This window comes from Magnetospirillum sp. ME-1, from assembly GCF_002105535.1.
In the GTDB taxonomy this organism is placed as follows: domain Bacteria; phylum Pseudomonadota; class Alphaproteobacteria; order Rhodospirillales; family Magnetospirillaceae; genus Phaeospirillum.
On sequence record NZ_CP015848.1, the window covers coordinates 3960073 to 3980728 of the forward strand.

Below are 20656 nucleotides of genomic sequence, written 5' to 3' on the forward strand. Positions count from 1 at the left end.
CGCCCCACCGGTGCCGGATGGGACTTCCTTACGCGACCTGAAGCATCCGGTTATGAATGCGGTTGAGCGTAAAAGAAAATTTTGGGAAGTACGGCAGGAGTTGTTCAGCGATCTTCGCCGCCCGAGCGGCGTCACCAGATCCGCTGAGTCGGATGTCCTGAAGAATTTCCGTAAGGCGCTTCCAGTTCTGAATTTTCTGTTGGGCGGTCATTATCAGATCCGTTTCTTAATTAATTCCTGAAAACCATAATAACCATGTGAAACGGGCGGAACATTAGTGATTAGGTTTATTATTCCTAGGGGCGGGGTCCGGAAGAAATAAGAATTATCCCCTACGCCTCAGGCATGACGGCAGGGGCGACGTATATGGTGCCATTACCGGATGGATGTCCGGCCTCATCCGTGGGCGACGGGGGCCCCAGGGGCGGGGGGCTAAGATTCTTTGACGAGTCTTGTTGCCAAGGACCATGAGTCTCTGTATAAGACCGCCTTCGGCTTCGGCCTCATTCCGTAAGAGCGGCTTCGCCACAGGCGTCGCGGCTGACTGCGGGAGGCTCTTTGAATTGACTGTTTTCACCGATCGGCGCTCCGATGGGGCGCCGATCCGATTTGACGGATGACTTGAACATGGAAAGCCAAAACATCCGCATCCGCCTCAAGGCGTTTGATCATCGCGTGCTGGACCAGTCCACCCGCGAGATCGTCAACACCGCCAAGAGGACCGGGGCGCAGGTGCGCGGTCCGATCCCGCTCCCCAGCCGGATCGAAAAGTTCACCGTGAACCGCAGCCCGCACATCGACAAGAAGTCGCGCGAGCAGTTCGAAATTCGGACTCACAAGCGGCTTCTGGATATCGTCGACCCGACCCCGCAGACCGTGGACGCGCTGATGAAGCTCGACCTGGCCGCTGGTGTCGACGTCGAGATCAAGCTCTAAGGAACCTAACAATGCGCTCTGGTCTCATCGCCCAGAAGGTCGGCATGACGAGGATCTTCACCGAGGACGGCACCCATGTGCCCGTCACCGTGCTGAAGGTCGACACCTGCCAGGTGGTCTCGACCCGCTCTGTGGAAAAGGACGGCTACGTCGCCGTTCAGCTTGGTGCCGGTACCGCCAAGGTGAAGAATGTGAGCAAGCCTGCTCGCGCCAACTTCGCCAAGGCCAAGGTCGAGCCCAAGAAGAAGCTGGTGGAATTCCGCGTTGCCCCCGAGAACGTTCTCGAGGTCGGCACCGAACTCTCCGCCGCCCATTTCATCCCCGGTCAGTACGTGGACGTGACCGGCACCACCATCGGCAAGGGCTTTGCCGGCGGTATGAAGCGCTGGAACTTCCGTGGCCTCGAGGCCACGCACGGCGTTTCGGTGTCGCACCGCTCCCACGGCTCCACCGGCCAGCGCCAGGACCCCGGCAAGGTGTTCAAGGGCAAGAAGATGGCCGGTCATCTGGGCGATGAGCAGGTGACTACTCAGAACCTCACCGTGGTGTCCACCGACGCCGATCGCGGCCTGATCCTGGTCAAGGGTTCGGTTCCCGGTCACGAGGGGTCCTGGGTGCTCGTCCGCGACGCGGTGAAGCGCAAGCTGCCTGATGGCGTGCCGTTCCCGGCCGGCGTCAAGGCCGCGGCCTCGGCCGAGTAAAGGATCAAGGCGATGAAGACGAACGTAATCAGCCTGGACAACCAGACCGTCGGCGAAATCGAACTGGCCGACGAGATCTTCGCCGTGCCGGTGCGTGGGGACATCCTGTTCCGCGCCGTCAACTGGCAGCTGGCCAAGCGCCAGTCCGGTAATCACAAGACCAAGACCATCAGCGAAATCTCCGGCACCACCAAGAAGCCCTTCGCCCAGAAGGGTGGCGGTCGTGCCCGTCAGGGTAGCCTGCGCTCCGCGCAGTTCCGTGGCGGCGCCACCATCTTCGGCCCGGTCGTGCGCTCCCACGCTCACGATCTGCCCAAGAAGGTCCGCAAGCTGGCGCTGAAGACCGCCCTGTCGGCCAAGGCCGCCGACGGCAAGCTGATCGTGGTGGACCAGGCCTCGGCCGGTTCGCCCAAGACCAAGGACCTGGCCGCCCGCCTGGCCAAGCTGGGCCTGAGCTCGGTGCTGTTCATCGACGGTTCCGCCGTGGACGGCAACTTCGCTCTGGCTTCCCGCAACATCCCCTATGTGGATGTGCTGCCGACCCAGGGCGCCAACGTCTACGACATCCTGCGCCGTGAAACCCTGGTCCTGACCAAGGACGCGGTCGCCGCCCTGGAGGCTCGCCTGAAATGAGCAAGCTCGTCATCAGCAAGGAGCGGATGTACGACGTCGTCCGCGCCCCCGTGATCACCGAAAAGGCGACCATGGGCTCCGAGTACCGTCAGGTCACCTTCAAGGTGCCGCTGGACGCGACCAAGCCGGAGATCAAGGCCGCTGTCGAGGGGATTTTCGGGGTGAAGGTCACCGCCGTGAACACCCTGATCGCCAAGGGCAAGGTCAAGCGCTTCCGCGGCCGTCCCGGCGTGCGTTCCGACGTCAAGAAGGCGGTCGTGACGCTGGCCGAGGGCCACTCCATCGACGTGACCACGGGAGTCTGACACCATGGCACTGAAGACTTTCAAGCCCACGACTCCGGGCCGTCGCCAGCTGGTCCTGGTCGATCGCTCTGAACTGTGGAAGGGCAAGCCCGAGAAGGGCCTGACCGAAGGCCTGCGCTCCAAGGGCGGCCGCAACAACACCGGTCGGGTCACCGCCCGGTGGCGTGGCGGCGGGCACAAGCGCCGGTACCGCATCATCGACTTCAAGCGCAACAAGTTCGACGTTGCCGCGACCGTCGAGCGTCTCGAGTACGATCCCAACCGTACCGCCTTCATCGCGCTGGTCAGCTATGCCGACGGCGAGAAGGCCTACATCATCGCCCCGCAGCGCCTTGCTGTCGGCGACCAGGTGATCGCCTCCGAGAAGGCCGACATCAAGCCCGGCAACGCCATGCCGCTGAAGAACATCCCCGTGGGCACCGTGGTGCACAACGTGGAGCTCAAGGTGGGCAAGGGTGGTCAGCTGGCCCGTTCGGCCGGCACCTACGTCCAGCTGGTCGGCAAGGATCAGGGCTACGCCCAGCTCCGCCTGGCCTCGGGCGAACTGCGCATGGTTCGCGGTGAGTGCATGGCCACCATCGGTGCCGTGTCCAACCCCGACCAGCAGAACGTCTCGCTGGGCAAGGCCGGTCGCGCCGTGTGGATGGGCCGTCGCCCCTCCGTCCGCGGTGTCGCCATGAACCCGATCGACCACCCGCATGGCGGCGGCGAAGGCCGCACCTCGGGCGGCCGTCATCCGGTCACCCCGTGGGGCAAGCCCACCAAGGGCAAGAAGACTCGCAGCAACAAGAAGACGGACCGGCTCATCATGCGCCGCCGTCAGACTCAGTAGGAGGGGCTGAAAAATGGCTCGTTCCGTTTGGAAAGGCCCCTTCCTCGACGGCTATATGCTGGGAAAGGCCGACAAGGCCCGCGCCAGCGGCCGCAACGAGGTCATCAAGATCTGGTCGCGTCGTTCGACCATCCTGCCGCAGTTCGTCGGTCTGACCTTTGGCGTCTACAACGGCCAGAAGTTCATTCCGGTGCTGGTTACCGAGAACATGATCGGACACAAGTTCGGTGAGTTCTCGCCCACCCGCACGTTCTACGGCCACGCGGTCGACAAGAAGGCGAAGAGGAAGTAAGCCATGGGCAAGAAACCCGCAGAAAGGGTCCTGGCGGAGACCGAGGCCAAGGCTTTCCTGGCCACCATCCGCACCAGCCCGCGCAAGCTCAACCTGGTTGCCGAAAGCATCCGTGGTCTCAAGGCCGACGTGGCGCTGAACGCCCTGACCTTCTCCAAGCGGCGTATCGCCGTGGTGGTGCGGTCGGTGCTGCAGTCCGCCATCGCCAACGCCGAGAACAACCACCAGCTGGACGTCGATCGTCTCTATGTCGCCGAAGCCCACGTGGGCAAGGCCATGGTGATGAAGCGTTGGAAGGCGCGCGCCCGTGGCCGCGTCGGCCGGATCGAGAAGCCGTTCAGCAATCTGACCGTCATCGTGCGCGAGCGCGCCGAAGCGGCGGGGGAGTAAGCAGATGGGTCAGAAAGTCAATCCGATCGGCCTGCGCGTCGGCATCAACCGCACCTGGGATTCCCGGTGGTTCGCGGACGAGACCTACGCCAAGCTGCTGCACGAGGACCTGAAGCTGCGCAAGTACCTGCGCGACAAGCTGGCCCAGGCCGGCGTGTCGCGCGTGGTCATCGAGCGTCCGGCCAAGAAGGCCCGCATCACCATCCATACCGCCCGTCCGGGCGTGGTGATCGGCAAGAAGGGCGCGGACATCGAGGTGCTGCGCAAGGAGCTCTCGAAGATGACCGGTGGCGAGGTTCACCTCAACATCGTCGAGATCCGCAAGCCGGAACTGGATGCCCAGCTGGTGGCCGAGTCCATCGCCCAGCAGCTCGAGCGCCGCGTCGCCTTCCGTCGCGCCATGAAGCGCGCCGTGCAGTCGGCCATGCGTCTGGGCGCCCAGGGCATTCGTATCAACTGCTCCGGCCGTCTGGGTGGCGCTGAAATCGCCCGCATGGAGTGGTACCGCGAAGGCCGCGTGCCGCTGCACACGCTGCGTGCCGATGTGGATTATGGCGTGGGCACCGCCCGCACCACCTACGGCACCTGCGGCGTGAAGGTTTGGGTGTTCAAGGGCGAGATCCTCGCCCATGACCCCATGGCCCAGGACAAGCGCGCCGCCGGGGAAACCGCCCCGACCGACCGCCGCTGATTTGAGAGGGAAGAGAGATGCTTTCTCCCAAGCGTACTAAGTTCCGCAAGGCCCACAAGGGCCGGATCAAGGGGGTCACCAAGGGTGGTTCCGCCTTGAATTTCGGCGCCTACGGCCTGAAGGCCCTGGAGCCCGAGCGGATCACCGCCCGCCAGATCGAGGCCGCCCGTCGCGCCCTGACCCGTCACATGAAGCGTCAGGGCCGGGTGTGGATCCGCATTTTCCCGGATCTGCCGGTGTCGTCCAAGCCTGCCGAAGTCCGCATGGGCTCCGGTAAGGGCGCGCCCGAGTTCTGGACCGCCCGCGTGGCTCCCGGCCGCATCCTCTTCGAGGTGGATGGCGTCGCCGAGGAAATCGCCCGTCACGGTTTTGCCCTGGCCGCTGCCAAGCTGCCGATCAAGACCAAGTTCATTTCTCGGATCGGGGATATCTAGCCATGGCGACCAAGGCTGCCGATCTGCGCCAGAAGAGTGTTGACCAGCTGAAAGAGCAGGTCATCGCGCTCAAGAAGGAGCAGTTCAATCTTCGTTTCCAGCGGGCCTCCGGCCAGTTGGAGAATACCGCCCGGGTGCGTGCCGTGCGTCGCGAGATCGCGACCATCAAGACGCTGCTCGGCGAGCGCGCCAAAAGCGCGTCCTAAGGAGGCCCATTCAAATGCCGAAGCGCATTCTTCAGGGCGTCGTGGTGAGCGACAAGATGGACAAGACCGTGGTGGTCAGCGTCGAGCGGCGCGTGATGCACCCGATCTACAAGAAGTTCATTCGTCGTTCCAAGAAGTACCACGCCCACGACGAGAACAACGTGTTCAAGACCGGCGAGACCATCCGCATCCGCGAATGCGCGCCGATCTCGAAGACCAAGTGCTGGGAAGTGATCGTCGAGCCGCAGGCTTGATGGTCGCGAACTGGGAATAAGGAAGAGACATCATGATCCAGATGCAAACCAACCTGGACGTCGCCGATAATTCGGGTGCCCGCCGGGTGCAGTGCATCAAGGTGTTGGGCGGCTCGCACCGGACCATCGCCACGGTGGGCGACGTCATCGTCGTGTCCATCAAGGAGGCGATTCCGCGCGGCCGTGTGAAGAAGGGTGACGTGCATCGCGCCGTCATCGTCCGCACCGCCAAGGAAATCCGTCGCGCCGACGGTTCCGCGATCCGGTTCGACACCAATGCAGCCGTCCTGATCAACAAGCAGGGCGAGCCCATCGGCACCCGTATTTTTGGCCCCGTCACTCGTGAGCTTCGCGGCAAGAAGTTCATGAAGATCATCTCTCTGGCTCCGGAGGTCCTCTAAACATGGCTTCCATGAACGTGAAGAAGGGTGACCGGGTCGTCGTCCTCGCCGGCAAGGACAAGGGCAAGAAGGGCGAAGTCATCGCCGCCATGCCGTCCGAGCAGCGCGTCATCGTCTCCGGCGTGAACATGGTGAAGCGCCACACCCGTCCCTCCGCCACCTCTCAGGGCGGCATCGTGGAGAAGGAGGCGTCGATCCACGTCTCCAATGTCGCCCACGAGGACCCCAAGGACGGCAAGGCGACCCGCATCGGTCACAAGATCCTCGAAGACGGTCGGAAGGTGCGCGTGGCGCGCCGCTCCGGCGAAGTCATCGACCGGTAAGCCGAAGGAACAGACAGATGGCACGTCTGCGCACGCATTATAATACGGTCGTCAAGCCCGCCCTGCAGAAGGAGTTCAACTACGCGAACCCCATGCAGGTGCCGAAGCTGGAGAAGATCGTGATCAACATGGGCGTCGGTGAAGCCGCCCAGGATTCCAAGAAGATCGAGGCCGCTCTCGCCGAGCTGACCCTGATCTCCGGTCAGAAGCCGGTCAGCACCAAGGCCAAGAAGTCCATCGCCCAGTTCAAGCTGCGCGAAGGCCAGGTCGTGGGCTGCAAGGTCACCCTGCGGGCCGACCGGATGTACGAATTCCTCGACCGCCTGATCAACATCGCGCTGCCCCGCGTCCGTGACTTCCGCGGCGTTCCGGGCAAGAGCTTCGATGGCCGCGGCAATTACTCGCTGGGCCTGAAAGAGCAGATCGTCTTCCCGGAAATCAACTACGACAAGGTTGAGACCATCCGCGGCATGGACATCATCTTCGTCACCACGGCCAAGTCCAACGAGGAGGCCAAGGCCCTCCTCAAGGGCTTCGACATGCCGTTCGTGGCCTGATTGGAGATTTAGGCAATGGCTAAGATCAGCTCGGTCGAGCGCAACAAGAAGCGTGAGCGTATGGCGGCCCAGTTCGCCGCTCGCCGCGCCAAGTTGAAGGCGATCGCCAACAACCGTGAAGCCAGCCCGGAGGAGCGCTTCGAAGCCTCCCTGAAGCTGGCGGAGCTGCCCCGCAACTCGTCCAAGATCCGCGTGCGTCTGCGCTGCGAGGTCACGGGCCGTTCGCGCGGTAACTATCGCAAGTTCAAGCTGTGCCGGAACAAGCTTCGCGAGCTCGCCTCGCAGGGCCAGATTCCCGGCATGGTCAAGTCCAGCTGGTAAGGGAGGACGATCCATGTCCATGACCGATCCTCTCGGCGATCTGCTGACCCGCATCCGCAACGGCCAGCGGGCCAACAAGTCCACCGTTGTCTCGCCGGCGTCCAGCCTGCGCGCCAACGTTCTCGAAGTGCTGAAGCGGGAAGGCTACATCCGTGGCTACTCGCGCTCGGAGCTGCGCCCCGGCGTCGCCCAGCTCAGCATCGAACTGAAGTATCACGAGGGTCAGCCGGTGATCCGGGAAATCTCGCGCGTGTCCACTCCGGGCCGTCGCGTCTATTCCAAGATCGCCGACCTTCGCCGCGTCGCCAACGGGCTGGGGATCACCATCCTCTCGACCCCGCGGGGCGTCATGTCCGACTCTGAGGCTCGCACTCAGAACGTCGGCGGCGAAGTCCTCTGCGAAGTGTTCTAACGGAGGGACCTGAAAATGTCGCGAGTCGGCAAATATCCCGTCTCGGTGCCGTCGGGTGTCACCGTTCAGATCACCGGACCCGAAGTCACCGTCAAGGGCAAGCTGGGTGAGTCGAAGCTCACCCTCAGGGACAACGTCGAGGTCACCCTCGACGGCAACCTGATCTGGGTGAAGCCCAAGAACGAAACCAAGCACGCCCGCATGATGTGGGGCACCACCCGCGCGCACCTGAACAACATGGTCAAGGGCGTGTCGGAGGGTTTCACCGTCAATCTCGAGATCAACGGCGTCGGTTACCGCGCCGCGGTCGAGGGCAAGTCGCTGAAGCTGCAGCTCGGCTATTCGCACGATATCGAATATCCGATCCCGGCCGACATCACCATGAAGTGCGAGAAGCCCACCGCCATCTCGATCTCTGGCCGCGACAAGCGCCAGGTCGGTCAGATTGCGGCTGAGATCCGTGCCTTCCGCGGTCCCGAGCCCTACAAGGGCAAGGGTATCAAGTACGAAACCGAGACTATCCTCCGCAAGGAAGGTAAGAAGAAGTAAGGGGCTCCGCCATGATGACGCCGAAGAATCTTTTCGAGCGCCGCAAGCGGCGCGCCCGTCAGAGCATCAAGGAGAAGGGCAACGGCCGTATCCGTCTGTCCGTCTTCCGCTCCGGCAAGAACATCTACGTCCAGGTGATCGACGACCTCAAGGGCGTCACCCTGGCCGCCGCCTCGACGCTCGACAAGGAGCTGAAGGGCAATTTGAAGACCGGCGCCGACAAGGCGGCTGCGGCCGCGGTCGGCAAGCTGATCGCCGAGCGGGCCAAGGCGGCGGGCGTCACGGAAGTGGTGTTCGACCGCGGCGGCTACATCTACCACGGTCGGGTCAAGGCCCTGGCCGATGCGGCCCGCGAAGGCGGCCTGTCTTTCTGAGGATGATGAGCAATGGCACGTACTCCCTCTTCTGATCGTCCCGAACGCGGCCGTGGCGGCGAGCGCGGCGAGCGCGGCGACCGCCCGAATCGCGGTCGCGGCGGCGCCGAGCAGACCCCGCGCGAGCGCGAGGAATCGGAATTCGTCGACAAGCTGGTCCACATCAACCGCGTCGCCAAGGTGGTGAAGGGTGGCCGTCGCTTCGCCTTCGCCGCTCTGGTCGTGGTGGGTGACGCCAAGGGCCGCGTCGGCTGCGGTTCGGGCAAGGCCCGCGAAGTTCCGGAAGCCATCCGCAAGGCCACCGAACAGGCCAAGCGTAACATGATCAAGATCGCGCTGCGCGAGGGTCGCACCCTGCATCACGACGCCTTCGGTCACTTCGGTGCCGGCCGCGTCATCCTGCGGGCCGCCCCGGCCGGTACCGGCATCATCGCCGGCGGCCCGATGCGCGCCGTGTTCGAGACCATGGGTGTCCAGGACGTCGTGGCCAAGTGCCTCGGCACCTCCAACCCGCACAACATGATCAAGGCGACCTTCGACGCCCTGATCAACCTGGCTTCTCCCCGCCATGTTGCCGCCAAGCGCGGCAAGAAGGTGGGCGAGATCATCGGTCGTCGCGACGGTGCCGCCGCCGCGGCCGCCGCCGGCGCTTGATCGGGAGGGCATTGAACATGGCCGCCAAGAAGAAGACCGCCGCCAAGTCGACCGTCAAGGTCACTCAGATTGGTAGCCCCATCGGCCGTCCGGCCGACCAGGGCGCCACTCTGATCGGCCTGGGCCTGGGCAAGATGCACCGCACCCGCGAGCTGGAGGATACTCCGGCGGTGCGCGGCATGATCACCAAGGTCCGCCACCTGGTGCGCGTGGAAGACTAGAACATCCGGGGGCCGGGGCTTCAAGCTCCGGCCGACCGTGACGAGGACGAAAAGAAATGAAGCTCAACGAACTTCGCGACAACGAGGGCGCGCGCTATCAGTCGAAGCGCCTTGGCCGTGGCATCGGCTCCGGCAAGGGCAAGACTTCGGGCAAGGGCGTGAAGGGTCAGACCTCGCGTACCGGCGTGGCGATCAACGGCTTCGAAGGCGGTCAGATGCCCATCTACCGCCGTCTGCCCAAGCGCGGGTTCAACAACCCGAACGCCAAGCACTTCGCCGTGATCAATCTCGGCCGCCTGCAGAAGGCGATCGATGAGAAGCGCATCGACGCCAAGAAGCCCATCAACGCCGAGGCCCTGTCGGCCGCCGGTCTGATCGGCAAGGTCCTGGACGGCGTCCGCCTGCTGGGCCATGGCGAGATCAAGGCCAAGGTCACCATCGAGGTGACCGGCGCCTCGGCCGCGGCCATCGCCGCCGTCGAGAAGGCCGGTGGTTCGGTCACCGTGACCGCGCCCAGGGCCGCTGCTGCCGAGTGATTTGAGGAGGGAGGGGCCTGCCCAAGGCCCCTCTCGCCCGTTCACGCGTCGAATCCCCGAGCCCGGATGCTTGATCCGGGTCAAGGGCTGGATCAAGGATTTGTGGTGCGGTGCCAGGCCCCCTTGGGCCCCGACGCCCCACGCCACCGAACCCCGGAGTAAGGCATGGCCTCCGCTGCAGAGCAGCTCGCCGCGAATCTGAACTTTGGCGTTCTCGCCAAGGCCACCGATCTCAAGAAGCGCATCTGGTTCACCCTGTGGGCGTTGGTCGTCTATCGCCTGGGCACCTGGATTCCCATGCCGGGCGTCGACCCGCATGTGCTCGGCGATCTGTTCAAGCAGTCGGGCGGCGGCATGCTCGGCATGTTCGACATGCTGGCCGGCGGTGCGCTGCACCGTATGACCATCTTCGCGCTCAACATCATGCCGTACATCTCGGCCTCCATCATCCTGCAGCTGATGACCACGGTCGTCCCGTCGCTGGAAGCGGTGAAGAAGGAAGGCGAGGCCGGCCGCAAGAAGATCAACCAGTACACCCGCTATCTCACCGTGGTCATCGCGGTGATGCAGGCCTATGGCATCGCGGTGGGTCTGGAAAGCATGACCAGCACGCGCGGCGCGGCGGTGATGATGGAAAGCCATGTGCTGTTCCGCTTCTCCACCGTGGTGACGCTGACCGGCGGTACCCTGTTCCTGATGTGGCTGGGCGAGCAGATCACGGCGCGCGGCATCGGCCAGGGCACCTCGCTGATCATCATGGCCGGCATCGTGGCGGAACTGCCCTCGGCCATCAGCAACACCCTGGAACTGGGCCGTACCGGCGCCCTTCCCGTGCTGGTGATCATCGGCATCCTGATCATGAGCGTGGCGGTCATCGCCTTCATCGTCTTCATGGAGCGCGCCCAGCGCCGGATCATCGTCCAGTATCCGAAGCGCCAGGTGGGCAACAAGATGTTCGGCGGCGAGTCCTCGCACCTGCCGCTCAAGGTCAACACCTCGGGCGTGATCCCGCCGATCTTCGCCAGCTCCATCCTGCTGATGCCGGTGACCATCGCCCAGTTCTCCGCCGCCGGCGGGCCCGAGTGGCTGACCACCTTCACCGCCCTGATGGGCCGCGGCCAGCCGCTGTACATCGCGCTGTATCTCGGCCTGATCGTCTTCTTCTCGTTCTTCTATACCGCCGTGGTGTTCAATCCGGTGGATACGGCCGAGAACCTGAAGAAGTACGGCGGCTTCGTGCCGGGCATCCGTCCGGGCAAGAACACCTCCGACTATCTCGACTATGTCCTGACCCGTCTGACCGTGGTGGGCGCCGCTTATCTGTCGGCGCTGTCCATCCTGCCGGAACTGCTGATCAGCAAGTTCTCGGTGCCGTTCTACTTCGGCGGCACCTCTCTGCTGATCGTGGTGTCGGTGACCATGGACACCGTGGCTCAGGTTCAGTCGCATCTGCTTGCGCACCAGTACGAGGGGCTCATCAAGAAGTCCCGGCTGCGCGGGCGGCGTTAACTGCCAAGAAGTAAGAGGGGACATCCGATGAATCTCGTTCTGTTGGGTCCGCCCGGTGGCGGCAAGGGTACCCAGGCCAAGCGTCTTCAGGACAAGTACGGCCTGGTCCAGCTGTCCACGGGCGACATGCTGCGCGCCGCCGTGGCCGCCGGCTCCGAAGTGGGCAAGAAGGCCAAGGCCGTGATGGATGCCGGCCAGCTGGTGTCCGACGAGATCGTCATCGCCATCATCGACGAGCGCCTGGACCAGCCCGACGTGACCAAGGGCGCCATCTTCGACGGCTTCCCCCGCACCGTGGCCCAGGCCGAGGCCCTTGACGCCATGATGGCGAAGAAGGGCAAGAAGCTGGACTTCGCCATCGAGATCCAGGTGCCCGACGCCTATATCGTCGAGCGCATCACTGGCCGCTATACCTGCGCCAAGTGCGGCGCCGGCTACCACGACAAGTTCCAGCTGCCCAAGGTCGCCGGCAAGTGCGACTCCTGTGGCGGCACCGAGTTCGCTCGCCGTCCCGACGACAATGTCGAGACCGTGACCAAGCGTCTCGACGCGTATCACGCCCAGACCGCTCCGCTGCTGCCCTATTACGACAAGAAGGGCGCGCTGAAGCTGGTGGACGGCACCATGGACATCGCCGATGTGACCAAGGCCCTGGAAGGGATTCTGGACGCGGCGAAGTAATGTGTTTCTATAGGGCGAGACGGTTGACTCTTGATCGAATCGCCCTATAATCCCGCACCTTCGGTTTCCCCCGTCATGGGCGAGGCCAGGGGCGCGTTTTTGGTTAACGGCTCCGGGTCATCCTTGTGGCGCGGTCTTTTATCTGGTGAAGGAGTAACCAGCTTTGGCTCGTATCGCTGGCGTCAATATTCCGACGAATAAGCGCGTTCTGATCGCGCTGACCTATATTCATGGCATCGGCCGCGCCAAGGCGGCGGAGATCACCACCTCGCTGGGTATCCCCGCCGAGCGTCGCGTCAATCAGCTGACCGACGACGAAGTGCTCAAGATCCGTGAGCTCATCGACCGTGACTACCAGGTCGAAGGCGACCTGCGTCGTGCGGTGGCCATGAACATCAAGCGTCTGATGGATCTGGGCTGCTATCGTGGCCTGCGCCATCGCCGTGGCCTGCCGGTTCACGGCCAGCGGACCCACACCAATGCCCGTACCCGCAAGGGTCCGGCCAAGCCGATTGCCGGCAAGAAGAAAGTTACCAAGTAAGGAACACCTCCGATGGCTAAGCCCGCTGCTGCCGCGCGTCCTCGTCGCCGCGAGCGCAAGAACATCACCTCGGGCGTGGCGCATGTGAATGCCACGTTCAACAACACCATGATCACCATCACCGACGCCCAGGGTAACACCATTTCCTGGTCGTCGGCCGGCATGCAGGGCTTCAAGGGCTCGCGCAAGTCGACCCCGTATGCCGCCCAGGTGGCTGCCGAGGATGCGGGCCGCAAGGCGTCCGAGCACGGCATGCGCACCCTGGAGGTCGAGGTGAAGGGTCCTGGTGCTGGTCGCGAGTCTGCTCTGCGCGCTTTGCAGGCCGTGGGCTTCCAGATCACCTCGATCCGTGACGTCACGCCGATCCCGCACAACGGGTGCCGGCCGCGCAAGCGTCGTCGCGTCTGATCTGATTTTCTTGGATCGGGATGCCGCCGGCTTCCTCGGCTAGGAGGAGGTTCGGCGGCACGCCCGTTTTCGTTTTCCTTTGTTCAGCATGAGGTCACGCTCGTGATTCAGAAGAACTGGCAGGAACTGATTAAGCCCAACAAGCTCCATGTGGAGCCCGGGGCCGATGCGCAGCGCACCGCGACCGTGGTCGCCGAACCGCTGGAGCGGGGCTTCGGCATGACGCTGGGCAATTCCCTGCGCCGCGTGCTGCTGTCGTCGCTGCAGGGTGCCGCCGTCACGGCCATCCAGATCGACGGCGTTCTGCACGAATTCTCGTCGATCCCCGGCGTGCGGGAAGATGTCACCGACATCATCCTCAACATCAAGACTCTCGGCCTGCGCATGCATGGCGAGGGCCCGAAGCGCATGCACCTGCGTGCGGTCGGCCCGGGCGAAGTCACCGCCGGCCTGATCGAGGTCGGCCACGACATCGAGATCATGGACCCGGACCTGGTGCTGTGCACCCTGGACGAGGGCGCCAAGCTGAACATCGAGTTCACGGTCGAGACCGGCAAGGGCTACGTCCCCGCCTCGCAGAACCGTCCCGAGGATTCGCCGATCGGTCTGATCCCGATCGACGCCATCTTCTCGCCGGTGCGCAAGGTGGCCTACAAGGTGGAAAACACCCGCGTGGGCCAGGTCACCGACTACGACAAGCTGTCCATGACCGTCGAGACCAACGGCGCGGTCACGCCCGATGACGCGGTGGCGCTTGCCGCCCGCATCCTGCAGGACCAGCTGCAGCTGTTCATCAACTTCGAGGAGCCCACCGCGGTCGTCGAGGAAGAGAAGAAGGACGAACTGCCCTTCAACAAGAACCTGCTGCGCAAGGTGGACGAACTGGAGCTTTCGGTCCGTTCGGCCAACTGCCTGAAGAACGACAACATCATCTACATCGGCGACCTGGTCCAGAAGACCGAAGCCGAGATGCTGCGTACTCCCAATTTCGGTCGCAAGTCGCTGAACGAGATCAAGGAAGTGCTGGCGCAGATGGGTCTGCACCTGGGCATGGAAATCGCCAATTGGCCGCCGGAGAACATCGAAGAGCTGGCCAAGAAGCTCGAAGAGCCTTACTGACCTGTTTCCGGCGCGACATTGGCCGCCCCACCAGCCCCAATGTCGCGCCGTAAGCTTTTTTAAGGACCATCCGGTCCACCCGCCCGTTCTCCCCTGATGGAGGCGACGCGGCAGTACAATCGGCTTCGCCCGGCGAGGCCAAGCGACGAGGAGAGTTGTTATGCGTCATGGTATGTCCGGCCGTAAGCTGAACCGCGACAAGTCGGCCCGTAAGGCCCTGTTCGTCAGCTTGTCCAATGCCCTCTTGAAGCACGAGCAGATCAAGACCACCCTGCCCAAGGCCAAGGACCTGCGTCCGGTGGTCGAGAAGCTGATCACTCTGGGCAAGCGCGGCGACCTGCACGCGCGGCGTCAGGCCTATGCCTTCCTGCGCGACGACAAGGTGGTCGCCAAGCTGTTCGCCGTGATCGGCGAGCGCTACAAGACCCGCAATGGCGGCTACACCCGCGTGCTGAAGGCCGGCTTCCGCTACGGCGATTGCGCCCCCATGGCCATCATCGAGCTGGTCGATCGCGATCCGGCCGCCAAGGGCACCGATTCCGGCCCGACCGCCGACAAGAAGGCCGATGCCGACGAGGAATAAGCCTCCTCCGGTATCTGTAATCGAGTGAAGGGGCCGTCCCGCGAGGGGCGGCCCCTTTCGCGTGACAGGTCCATCCGGGCGAGGTACCAATATCCAGGTCCCCGGAGATGCCTTATGACCTTCGAAGAACGCATCCATCACGGCATCGGTCTCGCCCGGCAGGGTGATTTTCCGGGCGCGGAAGCCGCCTTCCTGGCGGCGGAGGCGCTCAAACCCCGTGACCCGCTGCCCCGCAATCTGCTGGGAAAGGTTTATCTGGCGAGCGGCCGGGAGACGGATGGGGTCGAGGCGCTGGTCGAGGCCGTGCGGCGCGAGCCGCGGGTGGACATGCTGTTCGATCTGGTTCATGCGCTGCACCACCTTCATGCCCATGCCGACGTGGAGCGGGTCTGTGCCCATCATGAAAGCCAGATTGCCGGTGACAGCCGCTTCTATCCCTATCGCGGTAGAGCCCTTATGGAGCTTAAGCAGTACCCGGGGGCCATCGAGCTTCTTGGCCGGGCCCTGGCGAATGACCCGACCAATCACGCCCACTATCACAACCTGTCCATGGCGCTGCTGAAAGGCGGACAACTGGAAGAGTCGGTGGAATGCTTCGGCCGATTGTTGCCCGACTGGGAGGGCGGCGCGGGGGAGATGACCTCGGTCGAGCGCCTGGATGCCATCGCCGCCGGCTACGACGGCAACGATCTGCACAATTACTTCAGCGACCGGATGCTGCGTCTGTACCTTGAAGCGTTTCCGGGACGGCGCTTGCGCCGGGTGCTGGAATTGGGCACGGGAACCGGCCTGCTGGCCTCGAAACTGCCGGCCTCGGCCACATCGGTGACCGGCATCGAGCGCTCGCCCGCCATGCTGGCCCAGTCCCGCGCGCGCAAGGTCTACGACACCCTGGTCGAAGGCAGCCTGCCCCAGGCGTTGGAGCCCCTGGACGGTCCCTTCGACACCATCCTGGCGTCCTGCGTGCTGTACTACTTCGCCGATCTGCGGCCGTTCTTCGACCACGCCGCCCGTTTGCTGGCCCCGGACGGCGCGTTCCTGTTCTCGGTGGATGCGTTAAGCGATCCCCGCGAGATCGCGGTGACCAAGCCGGGTGAATACGCCCACAGCCGCGCCTATCTGCGCCGGTTGGCCGTCGAGACCGGCCTTCGCGAGGTGGTCATGGACATCGACCGCCATCGCGGTCCTCCGGGTTTCTGGTGCGCCTTCAGGAAGGGCTGAGCAGCCCCAGGAACCGGGCGGCGGCCACGATGTCGCGCTTCAGCTCGGCGCGGCGGTCGGCGGCTTCCCAATCCTCGCCCCATTGCTCGATCTGATAGGTCTCGTCCACCTGCGAGGCCTCGAACGCGGCTTCGGCGTCGAGGCGGCCTTCGACCAGGGCAAGGCCCAGAATCAGCGATCCCATGGCGGCGGTGGAGGATTGCAGGGCGGTCAGGCGCCAATCGTCATAGGCCTCCACATGGCGCCGCAGGGCGGCCAGGGACGCTTCCGGCTGGGCCACGGCGGTCAGGCCGGTGGTGGTGAGCAAGGGCGCGTCCAGCGCCTGGGCCGCCCAATCCAGCAGCGGCTGCCAGGCGGTGCTCTGGCGGCTCACCAGATCGCCGGGGGTTTCGGCGCGGTAGCACAGCAGGTCGGTGCCGGCGTAGTTCATCAGCTGGCCCACCATATGGGCGCGCTCGGGGCCGACCCGGTCCAGCGCGGTGCTGGCCAACTGGGTCATGGGCATGGTGGAGGGCAGCACCTGATCGCCCTGGGCGTTCCATTCCGCGGCGATGGCTTCGGCCATGGGCTGGGCGGGGACGGCCAGCGGCCGGGCGCCCGGCGTCTTGACGGACTTGCCGTCCAGCAAAATGGCGAAGCCGCCGTCACGGGGGGCGGCGACGCATTCCTTGTAGAAACGCTTGATGGACTTGAGCACGGAAAAAAGCCTTCTCGAAAAAAGTGATCGGTCTAGCGGGCGAGGCGGCGCGCCTGAGCCGTGCGGCAGGGCGCCGGGTCGGCGGCCACTTTGGATGCCCCTTCCGGGGTGACCACGGGATTGCCCAGCACGCCCTTGATCTTCAGCGGCGGGGCGGTACGGCTGGCCACGGTGACGTCCAGGGCCTCGGTGCGCAGATCGATACTGCCCACGGCCATGGCGGCGGCGGTGGCGGTCTCGGCCCCCAGGCCCTTGTCCAGGCTGATCAGGCCGGCCTTGATCGGCAGCCGGGCCACCAGGCAGCGCAGGCGCAGGCCGTCGGCCTCCTGGGCGCGCGGGTCGATGTCGCGGGCCAGGCGGGCGGGAAGCTCGGTGCCGGCGGTGCGGGCCAGCACGGCTTCGGCCAGGGTGAGGGCGAGGCTGCCCTCGGCCGAGCCGGCCAGATTGCGCAGATTGGTGCCCTGGGCCCTGAGCTCGAGGGCGAGGTCGGCCTTGCCCCCCTTCAGGGCGCCCGCGGTCAGCAGCGCGGGATCCGCGCCGGCGGCGGTCAGGCGGAGCGTCAGGGCCGGAGTCTTGGTGGCGGCATCCAGCTTCATCTCGCCCGCCAGCCGGCCCTCGCCGGCCCGGGCGGCAAAGCCCGCCAGCGTCATCCGGCCCGACGCCAGGGTCAATTCGCCGGCGGCGTCCGACAGGGTGGCCGGACCGGCCACCAGCCTGGTGGCGGCCAGGGACAGAGTGGCGTCCATGTCGCGGACCAGATCGAGGATCAGCGGCTCGGTCCCCAGGATGCGGCCATCGTCGATGGGAATGGCCGGGCGGCGCGGCTGCGAGGCCTGGGCGGGGGGCATGCCGCGCGGCGGCGGCAGGGAGAAGTCCCCCAGGTTCAGCTGTGCGGCGCCCAAGCGGCCGTAGATCCGGGGGCGCGGCGCCAGCACCAGGGAGATTTCCCCCGCCAGATCGCTGCGGCCCAGGGTGCTCTTCAGGCCGGTCAGGCGCCAGCCGCCCTCGATGTCGGTCAGTTTGGCCGACAGCTTGACCGGTCCGGCATTGGGCAGGTCGAGGCCCAGCAGGCGCGTCGCACCGGCAAGGGACTCCGCCTCCAGCCCGAAGGCCAGATCGATTCCCGCCGGGCGGGCAGCATCGGCCACCTGTCCCTTGGCGGTGATCAGCAGGGAATCGCGGCGGCCGATGATGGCGTCGATGTCGGCAAGCGCCAGGGGGCCGCCGGCATCGGTCAGCCGCGCCGCCAGCTTGAAGGGGCCAAAGGCCTGGATTGCTCCCTTGCCGGGGGAGAGGCGCAGCAGGTCGGCCAGTTCCTCGCCTTGGGCGCGGATCTCGAAATCCAGCCCCTTGGCGGCCAGGGGCGAGGCCGCCGTTCCGCGCAGGGTGAGGGTGGCGCCGTCGATGGTGCCCTTGAGCTGGACGGGATAGGGCTTGGCGCCGCCCAGGGCCGACAGGGGGCCGGTCACTCCGCTGAGGTCGAAGCGGCTGTCCTGCCAGCGGCCGGCCAGTTGCAGCGACAACGGGCCGCCGGCTTCGCTTTCGGGGCGAATCACCGCCTTGGTCACCTGGACCACGCCGCCGCTCCACCGGATGGCGGCGTCCTCGATGCCGACCTCGGAGAGGGCGAGGCGGGTCAGCGGGGCTCCCGACGGCGGATCGCCCATGTCCAGGAATCTGGCCGGCGGCAGCCGGTGCAGATTCTGTGCGTGCAGCACCGGGCGGAAGAGATTGAGGCTTTCCAGGCGCAACTGGCGCAACGCCAGCGGCACCAGGGCCAGGCGCGCCTCGATGCGGTCCACATAGAGGATGTCGGCTCCCTTGCCGGCGGAGAGGGTCACGCCGGTGAAGCTCAGCACCGGCGACGGCCCCAGCTTCAGCTTGGTGGCGCCGGCGAAGGTGAGGTCCAGGCCGCTGGCGGCCTTGACCCGTTCGGCCAGGAAGGCGTTGTAGACGTCGGATTTCAGCGACTTGGCCGCCGCGATGACCGCGACCACCAGAACCAGGACCAGGGCGGCGACGACCTTGGCAATGGTGCCGGGCCTCATGCTCCATCCCCGGACTTGTCGCCGGTCAGCGCGTCCAGGACCTCGGTCAGGTTGTCGAAGGTGTCGAGCACCACCTGGGCGCCGGCGCGCTGCAATTCATCGAGGGAGTGATAGCCCCACGACACGCCCACGGCGGCGGTGCGGGCGGCGGCGGCCATGGCCATGTCATAGGCGGTGTCGCCGATCATGACGATCTCGCCCGGTTCCAGCCCGCAATCGGCGGCGGCCCGGCGCAGCATGGCGGGGTTGGGCTTGCTGGGGTTGTCGTCGGCGGTCTGGATGGTGACGAAGCGGCCCTTGAGATCGTGGGCGTCCAGCAGGGAGTCCACACCGCGCCGCGACTTGCCGGTGGCCAGCCCCAACAGCCAGCCCTCGCCCTCCAGGCGGTCGAGGGCTTCCTTCACGCCGGGAAACAGCGGCTCCATGGTGTCGGGCAGAAGGCGCATGGCGCGGAAGGCTTCCTTGTAGGCGTCGGCCACGGCGCGGTGGACGGTGGGGTTGGCCCAGGGCAGCAGCACGGCGCAGGCGTCCACCAGGGACAGGCCGATGATGCGGCGGACCTGCTCGGGCCTGGGAATGCCCAGGTTCAAGTTACCCCACGCCTCGGTCATGGCCGAGACGATATTGTGCTGGCTGTCCACCAGGGTGCCGTCCACATCGAAGACGGCAAGGCGCAGATGGGACATCGGACTCCGGCGCGCTGCTCGTATTTTTCGTGGGGTTATCTTACCCCATCGGGCCCCCGCAACCAACCGCCGGAATGCGGCGGATCAATGACGAATGTCATTCTTCCTCGAAGGAGACGAAGGGCGGGCCCGATTGGCCCTCGGCGAAGCCGAAGAAGTCGAAGCTGGCCTTGATGTGGGGCGGCAGCGGGGCCACCACCTCCAGCGGCTTGCCGGTGCGCGGATGGGGCAGGCGGACGGCGCGGGCGTGCAGGTGCAGCTTGCGCGACACGCCGGTACCCTCGACCAGGGCCTCCTTGCCGCCGTACTTGCCGTCGCCCATGATCGGCGTGCCCAGCAGCAGGCAATGGGCGCGCAACTGGTGGGTGCGCCCCGTCCGGGGCTCCATCTCCAGCCAGGCGGCCCGCTTCAGGGTGGAATCCACCACGCGGTAATAGGTGACGGCATGCTTGCCGTCCTCCTTGTCCACCGCCACCTTCTCGCCGGCCTTGCCGGGCAGCTTGGCCAGCGGCGCGTCGATGCGGCCCTGGGGATAGCGCGGCACCCCGGCCACCAGCGCCCAGTAGCACTTGCGGGCCGAGCGGCTCTTGAAGGCGGCGGCCAACTTGGCGGTGGCGTTGGCGGTGCGGCCCAGCAGCAGCACGCCCGAGGTGTCCTTGTCCAGGCGGTGGACCAGCTTGGGCCGGGCGGCTCCGAAGCACAGCGCGTCCAGCCAGGCGTCCAGGTGCTTGTCCGCCATGCCGGTGCCGCCCTGGACCGCAAGGCCCGCCGGCTTGTTCAGCGCGATGACGTCGTCGTCCATGTAAAGGACGGCGTCCTTCAGCATGCGCGCCGTCTTGTCGTCCACCGGAACGGGCTTGGCTTCGCGCGGCGGCGCCTCGGCGGCGGGCTGGGGCGGCACGCGGATGGCCTGTCCGGCTTCCAGCCGCTGGTTGGACTTGGCGCGCTTGCCGTCCACCCGGACGTTGCCGGCGCGCAGCCACTTTTCCAGCAGCCCATGGCCGATGGCGGGAAAATGACGTTTGAACCAACGGTCGAGGCGGATGTCGGCCTCGTCCTCGGTGACGTGGAGGGTCTGGACTTCGCTCATGGGGCGGACCCTAGCGGCGGGAGCGGGCAGGGCACAACAGAAACTTTTTCC

33 protein-coding genes are annotated in these 20656 nt (G+C 65.4%); 28 read left to right on the plus strand and 5 right to left on the minus strand.

Translation table 11 applies throughout. From position 1 onward, the window contains the following. Positions 1–28: 28 nt before the first annotated feature. Positions 29–211, minus strand: coding sequence for a hypothetical protein (locus WV31_RS18480; RefSeq protein ID WP_085374937.1), 183 nt, complete (start codon positions 209–211; stop codon positions 29–31). A gap of 416 nt (positions 212–627) precedes the next feature. Between WV31_RS18480 and rpsJ the strand changes: the two genes are divergently transcribed. From rpsJ to WV31_RS18620, 28 genes are all read left to right on the plus strand, one after another. Continuing rightward, positions 628–936 carry a 30S ribosomal protein S10 gene (rpsJ, locus tag WV31_RS18485; RefSeq protein WP_002725423.1) on the plus strand — a complete coding sequence of 103 codons (309 nt, stop codon included), beginning with the start codon at positions 628–630 and terminating at the stop codon, positions 934–936. Between the two features lie 11 nt (positions 937–947). After that, positions 948–1637 (plus strand): 50S ribosomal protein L3, encoded by a 690-nt coding sequence (rplC, locus tag WV31_RS18490; RefSeq protein ID WP_085374938.1) that lies wholly within the window; start codon positions 948–950, stop codon positions 1635–1637. A gap of 12 nt (positions 1638–1649) precedes the next feature. Further along, the gene (gene rplD / locus WV31_RS18495) at positions 1650–2270 is read left to right on the plus strand and encodes a 50S ribosomal protein L4 (protein WP_085374939.1); all 621 of its coding nucleotides are present in this window, start codon (positions 1650–1652) and stop codon (positions 2268–2270) included. Continuing rightward, positions 2267–2575 (plus strand): 50S ribosomal protein L23, encoded by a 309-nt coding sequence (locus WV31_RS18500; protein WP_085374940.1) that lies wholly within the window; start codon positions 2267–2269, stop codon positions 2573–2575. Before rplD ends, WV31_RS18500 begins: the two co-directional genes overlap by 4 nt. Before the next feature lie 4 nt (positions 2576–2579). Continuing rightward, positions 2580–3407, plus strand: a complete 828-nt coding sequence (gene rplB / locus WV31_RS18505; RefSeq protein ID WP_085374941.1) for a 50S ribosomal protein L2 — start codon at positions 2580–2582, stop codon at positions 3405–3407. A 13-nt stretch (positions 3408–3420) separates the two neighbouring features. Beyond that, complete coding sequence (gene rpsS / locus WV31_RS18510) at positions 3421–3699, plus strand: 30S ribosomal protein S19 (RefSeq protein ID WP_008615453.1); 279 nt, start codon at positions 3421–3423, stop codon at positions 3697–3699. A gap of 3 nt (positions 3700–3702) precedes the next feature. Beyond that, a complete protein-coding gene (rplV, locus tag WV31_RS18515) occupies positions 3703–4089 on the plus strand; it encodes a 50S ribosomal protein L22 (protein ID WP_085374942.1) in 387 nt (128 codons plus the stop codon). A gap of 4 nt (positions 4090–4093) precedes the next feature. After that, the gene (gene rpsC, locus WV31_RS18520) at positions 4094–4780 is read left to right on the plus strand and encodes a 30S ribosomal protein S3 (RefSeq protein ID WP_085374943.1); all 687 of its coding nucleotides are present in this window, start codon (positions 4094–4096) and stop codon (positions 4778–4780) included. A 17-nt stretch (positions 4781–4797) separates the two neighbouring features. Then, the gene (gene rplP / locus WV31_RS18525) at positions 4798–5214 is read left to right on the plus strand and encodes a 50S ribosomal protein L16 (RefSeq protein WP_008615450.1); all 417 of its coding nucleotides are present in this window, start codon (positions 4798–4800) and stop codon (positions 5212–5214) included. A gap of 2 nt (positions 5215–5216) precedes the next feature. After that, positions 5217–5420, plus strand: a complete 204-nt coding sequence (gene rpmC / locus WV31_RS18530) for a 50S ribosomal protein L29 (RefSeq protein WP_008615442.1) — start codon at positions 5217–5219, stop codon at positions 5418–5420. A 14-nt stretch (positions 5421–5434) separates the two neighbouring features. After that, entirely contained in the window at positions 5435–5674 is a 240-nt protein-coding gene (rpsQ, locus tag WV31_RS18535; protein WP_068433079.1) for a 30S ribosomal protein S17, read from the plus strand. A 32-nt stretch (positions 5675–5706) separates the two neighbouring features. Further along, positions 5707–6075: a 50S ribosomal protein L14 gene (rplN, locus tag WV31_RS18540; RefSeq protein WP_002725445.1), complete on the plus strand. Its 369-nt coding sequence runs from the start codon at positions 5707–5709 to the stop codon at positions 6073–6075. A 2-nt stretch (positions 6076–6077) separates the two neighbouring features. Then, complete coding sequence (gene rplX / locus WV31_RS18545; protein ID WP_085374944.1) at positions 6078–6398, plus strand: 50S ribosomal protein L24; 321 nt, start codon at positions 6078–6080, stop codon at positions 6396–6398. Positions 6399–6415: 17 nt separating this feature from the next. After that, positions 6416–6955: a 50S ribosomal protein L5 gene (gene rplE, locus WV31_RS18550; RefSeq protein WP_085374945.1), complete on the plus strand. Its 540-nt coding sequence runs from the start codon at positions 6416–6418 to the stop codon at positions 6953–6955. A 15-nt stretch (positions 6956–6970) separates the two neighbouring features. Continuing rightward, entirely contained in the window at positions 6971–7276 is a 306-nt protein-coding gene (gene rpsN, locus WV31_RS18555) for a 30S ribosomal protein S14 (RefSeq protein WP_009868554.1), read from the plus strand. A gap of 13 nt (positions 7277–7289) precedes the next feature. Next, positions 7290–7688, plus strand: coding sequence for a 30S ribosomal protein S8 (gene rpsH / locus WV31_RS18560; protein WP_085374946.1), 399 nt, complete (start codon positions 7290–7292; stop codon positions 7686–7688). A gap of 15 nt (positions 7689–7703) precedes the next feature. Next, entirely contained in the window at positions 7704–8237 is a 534-nt protein-coding gene (rplF, locus tag WV31_RS18565; RefSeq protein WP_068433084.1) for a 50S ribosomal protein L6, read from the plus strand. An 11-nt stretch (positions 8238–8248) separates the two neighbouring features. Then, positions 8249–8611, plus strand: coding sequence for a 50S ribosomal protein L18 (gene rplR, locus WV31_RS18570; protein WP_085374947.1), 363 nt, complete (start codon positions 8249–8251; stop codon positions 8609–8611). A gap of 12 nt (positions 8612–8623) precedes the next feature. Continuing rightward, entirely contained in the window at positions 8624–9265 is a 642-nt protein-coding gene (gene rpsE, locus WV31_RS18575; protein ID WP_082700437.1) for a 30S ribosomal protein S5, read from the plus strand. Between the two features lie 17 nt (positions 9266–9282). After that, entirely contained in the window at positions 9283–9486 is a 204-nt protein-coding gene (gene rpmD, locus WV31_RS18580; RefSeq protein ID WP_085374948.1) for a 50S ribosomal protein L30, read from the plus strand. 56 nt (positions 9487–9542) lie between these two features. Next, positions 9543–10022 carry a 50S ribosomal protein L15 gene (gene rplO, locus WV31_RS18585; RefSeq protein WP_085374949.1) on the plus strand — a complete coding sequence of 160 codons (480 nt, stop codon included), beginning with the start codon at positions 9543–9545 and terminating at the stop codon, positions 10020–10022. Between the two features lie 165 nt (positions 10023–10187). Next, complete coding sequence (gene secY / locus WV31_RS18590; protein ID WP_085374950.1) at positions 10188–11531, plus strand: preprotein translocase subunit SecY; 1344 nt, start codon at positions 10188–10190, stop codon at positions 11529–11531. A gap of 27 nt (positions 11532–11558) precedes the next feature. Beyond that, positions 11559–12212: an adenylate kinase gene (locus WV31_RS18595; protein ID WP_085374951.1), complete on the plus strand. Its 654-nt coding sequence runs from the start codon at positions 11559–11561 to the stop codon at positions 12210–12212. A gap of 163 nt (positions 12213–12375) precedes the next feature. Beyond that, positions 12376–12753: a 30S ribosomal protein S13 gene (gene rpsM, locus WV31_RS18600; protein WP_085374952.1), complete on the plus strand. Its 378-nt coding sequence runs from the start codon at positions 12376–12378 to the stop codon at positions 12751–12753. 12 nt (positions 12754–12765) lie between these two features. Next, entirely contained in the window at positions 12766–13161 is a 396-nt protein-coding gene (gene rpsK, locus WV31_RS18605) for a 30S ribosomal protein S11 (protein ID WP_002725469.1), read from the plus strand. 102 nt (positions 13162–13263) lie between these two features. Further along, positions 13264–14280, plus strand: coding sequence for a DNA-directed RNA polymerase subunit alpha (locus tag WV31_RS18610; protein ID WP_085374953.1), 1017 nt, complete (start codon positions 13264–13266; stop codon positions 14278–14280). 160 nt (positions 14281–14440) lie between these two features. After that, on the plus strand, positions 14441–14863 hold the full coding sequence (gene rplQ / locus WV31_RS18615) for a 50S ribosomal protein L17 (RefSeq protein WP_068433093.1): 423 nt from the start codon (positions 14441–14443) through the stop codon (positions 14861–14863). A gap of 114 nt (positions 14864–14977) precedes the next feature. Then, entirely contained in the window at positions 14978–16084 is a 1107-nt protein-coding gene (locus WV31_RS18620; RefSeq protein ID WP_085374954.1) for a methyltransferase domain-containing protein, read from the plus strand. Here WV31_RS18620 and WV31_RS18625 read toward each other — a convergent pair. The 4 genes from WV31_RS18625 to WV31_RS18640 form a co-directional block, all read right to left on the minus strand. Then, the gene (locus WV31_RS18625; RefSeq protein ID WP_237051375.1) at positions 16071–16781 is read right to left on the minus strand and encodes an ATP12 family chaperone protein; all 711 of its coding nucleotides are present in this window, start codon (positions 16779–16781) and stop codon (positions 16071–16073) included. The two genes, WV31_RS18620 and WV31_RS18625, sit on opposite strands and share 14 nt — an antisense overlap. Positions 16782–16813: 32 nt before the next feature. Continuing rightward, positions 16814–18829: an AsmA family protein gene (locus WV31_RS18630; protein WP_085374955.1), complete on the minus strand. Its 2016-nt coding sequence runs from the start codon at positions 18827–18829 to the stop codon at positions 16814–16816. After that, the gene (locus WV31_RS18635; RefSeq protein ID WP_085374956.1) at positions 18826–19515 is read right to left on the minus strand and encodes an HAD-IA family hydrolase; all 690 of its coding nucleotides are present in this window, start codon (positions 19513–19515) and stop codon (positions 18826–18828) included. Before WV31_RS18635 ends, WV31_RS18630 begins: the two co-directional genes overlap by 4 nt. Before the next feature lie 97 nt (positions 19516–19612). Beyond that, complete coding sequence (locus tag WV31_RS18640) at positions 19613–20605, minus strand: RluA family pseudouridine synthase (RefSeq protein ID WP_085374957.1); 993 nt, start codon at positions 20603–20605, stop codon at positions 19613–19615. Positions 20606–20656: the final 51 nt, after the last annotated feature.

What these genes read in the sequence shown, in the direction of transcription:
- rplQ (WP_068433093.1), top strand. Translation starts at nt 14,441, where the DNA reads ATGCGTCATGGTATGTCCGGCCGTAAGCTGAACCGCGACAAGTCGGCC.
- rplF (WP_068433084.1), top strand. Translation starts at nt 7,704, where the DNA reads ATGTCGCGAGTCGGCAAATATCCCGTCTCGGTGCCGTCGGGTGTCACC.
- WV31_RS18640 (WP_085374957.1), bottom strand. Translation starts at nt 20,605, where the DNA reads ATGAGCGAAGTCCAGACCCTCCACGTCACCGAGGACGAGGCCGACATC.
- rpmD (WP_085374948.1), top strand. Translation starts at nt 9,283, where the DNA reads ATGGCCGCCAAGAAGAAGACCGCCGCCAAGTCGACCGTCAAGGTCACT.
- WV31_RS18595 (WP_085374951.1), top strand. Translation starts at nt 11,559, where the DNA reads ATGAATCTCGTTCTGTTGGGTCCGCCCGGTGGCGGCAAGGGTACCCAG.
- WV31_RS18500 (WP_085374940.1), top strand. Translation starts at nt 2,267, where the DNA reads ATGAGCAAGCTCGTCATCAGCAAGGAGCGGATGTACGACGTCGTCCGC.
- rplX (WP_085374944.1), top strand. Translation starts at nt 6,078, where the DNA reads ATGGCTTCCATGAACGTGAAGAAGGGTGACCGGGTCGTCGTCCTCGCC.
- rpsS (WP_008615453.1), top strand. Translation starts at nt 3,421, where the DNA reads ATGGCTCGTTCCGTTTGGAAAGGCCCCTTCCTCGACGGCTATATGCTG.
- WV31_RS18630 (WP_085374955.1), bottom strand. Translation starts at nt 18,829, where the DNA reads ATGAGGCCCGGCACCATTGCCAAGGTCGTCGCCGCCCTGGTCCTGGTT.
- rpsK (WP_002725469.1), top strand. Translation starts at nt 12,766, where the DNA reads ATGGCTAAGCCCGCTGCTGCCGCGCGTCCTCGTCGCCGCGAGCGCAAG.
- rplE (WP_085374945.1), top strand. Translation starts at nt 6,416, where the DNA reads ATGGCACGTCTGCGCACGCATTATAATACGGTCGTCAAGCCCGCCCTG.
- rpsN (WP_009868554.1), top strand. Translation starts at nt 6,971, where the DNA reads ATGGCTAAGATCAGCTCGGTCGAGCGCAACAAGAAGCGTGAGCGTATG.
- rpmC (WP_008615442.1), top strand. Translation starts at nt 5,217, where the DNA reads ATGGCGACCAAGGCTGCCGATCTGCGCCAGAAGAGTGTTGACCAGCTG.
- rplN (WP_002725445.1), top strand. Translation starts at nt 5,707, where the DNA reads ATGATCCAGATGCAAACCAACCTGGACGTCGCCGATAATTCGGGTGCC.
- rpsE (WP_082700437.1), top strand. Translation starts at nt 8,624, where the DNA reads ATGGCACGTACTCCCTCTTCTGATCGTCCCGAACGCGGCCGTGGCGGC.
- rplO (WP_085374949.1), top strand. Translation starts at nt 9,543, where the DNA reads ATGAAGCTCAACGAACTTCGCGACAACGAGGGCGCGCGCTATCAGTCG.
- rplP (WP_008615450.1), top strand. Translation starts at nt 4,798, where the DNA reads ATGCTTTCTCCCAAGCGTACTAAGTTCCGCAAGGCCCACAAGGGCCGG.
- rplR (WP_085374947.1), top strand. Translation starts at nt 8,249, where the DNA reads ATGATGACGCCGAAGAATCTTTTCGAGCGCCGCAAGCGGCGCGCCCGT.
- rplB (WP_085374941.1), top strand. Translation starts at nt 2,580, where the DNA reads ATGGCACTGAAGACTTTCAAGCCCACGACTCCGGGCCGTCGCCAGCTG.
- WV31_RS18480 (WP_085374937.1), bottom strand. Translation starts at nt 211, where the DNA reads ATGACCGCCCAACAGAAAATTCAGAACTGGAAGCGCCTTACGGAAATT.
- rplC (WP_085374938.1), top strand. Translation starts at nt 948, where the DNA reads ATGCGCTCTGGTCTCATCGCCCAGAAGGTCGGCATGACGAGGATCTTC.
- rplD (WP_085374939.1), top strand. Translation starts at nt 1,650, where the DNA reads ATGAAGACGAACGTAATCAGCCTGGACAACCAGACCGTCGGCGAAATC.
- secY (WP_085374950.1), top strand. Translation starts at nt 10,188, where the DNA reads ATGGCCTCCGCTGCAGAGCAGCTCGCCGCGAATCTGAACTTTGGCGTT.
- WV31_RS18620 (WP_085374954.1), top strand. Translation starts at nt 14,978, where the DNA reads ATGACCTTCGAAGAACGCATCCATCACGGCATCGGTCTCGCCCGGCAG.
- rpsC (WP_085374943.1), top strand. Translation starts at nt 4,094, where the DNA reads ATGGGTCAGAAAGTCAATCCGATCGGCCTGCGCGTCGGCATCAACCGC.
- rpsH (WP_085374946.1), top strand. Translation starts at nt 7,290, where the DNA reads ATGTCCATGACCGATCCTCTCGGCGATCTGCTGACCCGCATCCGCAAC.
- rplV (WP_085374942.1), top strand. Translation starts at nt 3,703, where the DNA reads ATGGGCAAGAAACCCGCAGAAAGGGTCCTGGCGGAGACCGAGGCCAAG.
- WV31_RS18635 (WP_085374956.1), bottom strand. Translation starts at nt 19,515, where the DNA reads ATGTCCCATCTGCGCCTTGCCGTCTTCGATGTGGACGGCACCCTGGTG.
- rpsJ (WP_002725423.1), top strand. Translation starts at nt 628, where the DNA reads ATGGAAAGCCAAAACATCCGCATCCGCCTCAAGGCGTTTGATCATCGC.
- rpsQ (WP_068433079.1), top strand. Translation starts at nt 5,435, where the DNA reads ATGCCGAAGCGCATTCTTCAGGGCGTCGTGGTGAGCGACAAGATGGAC.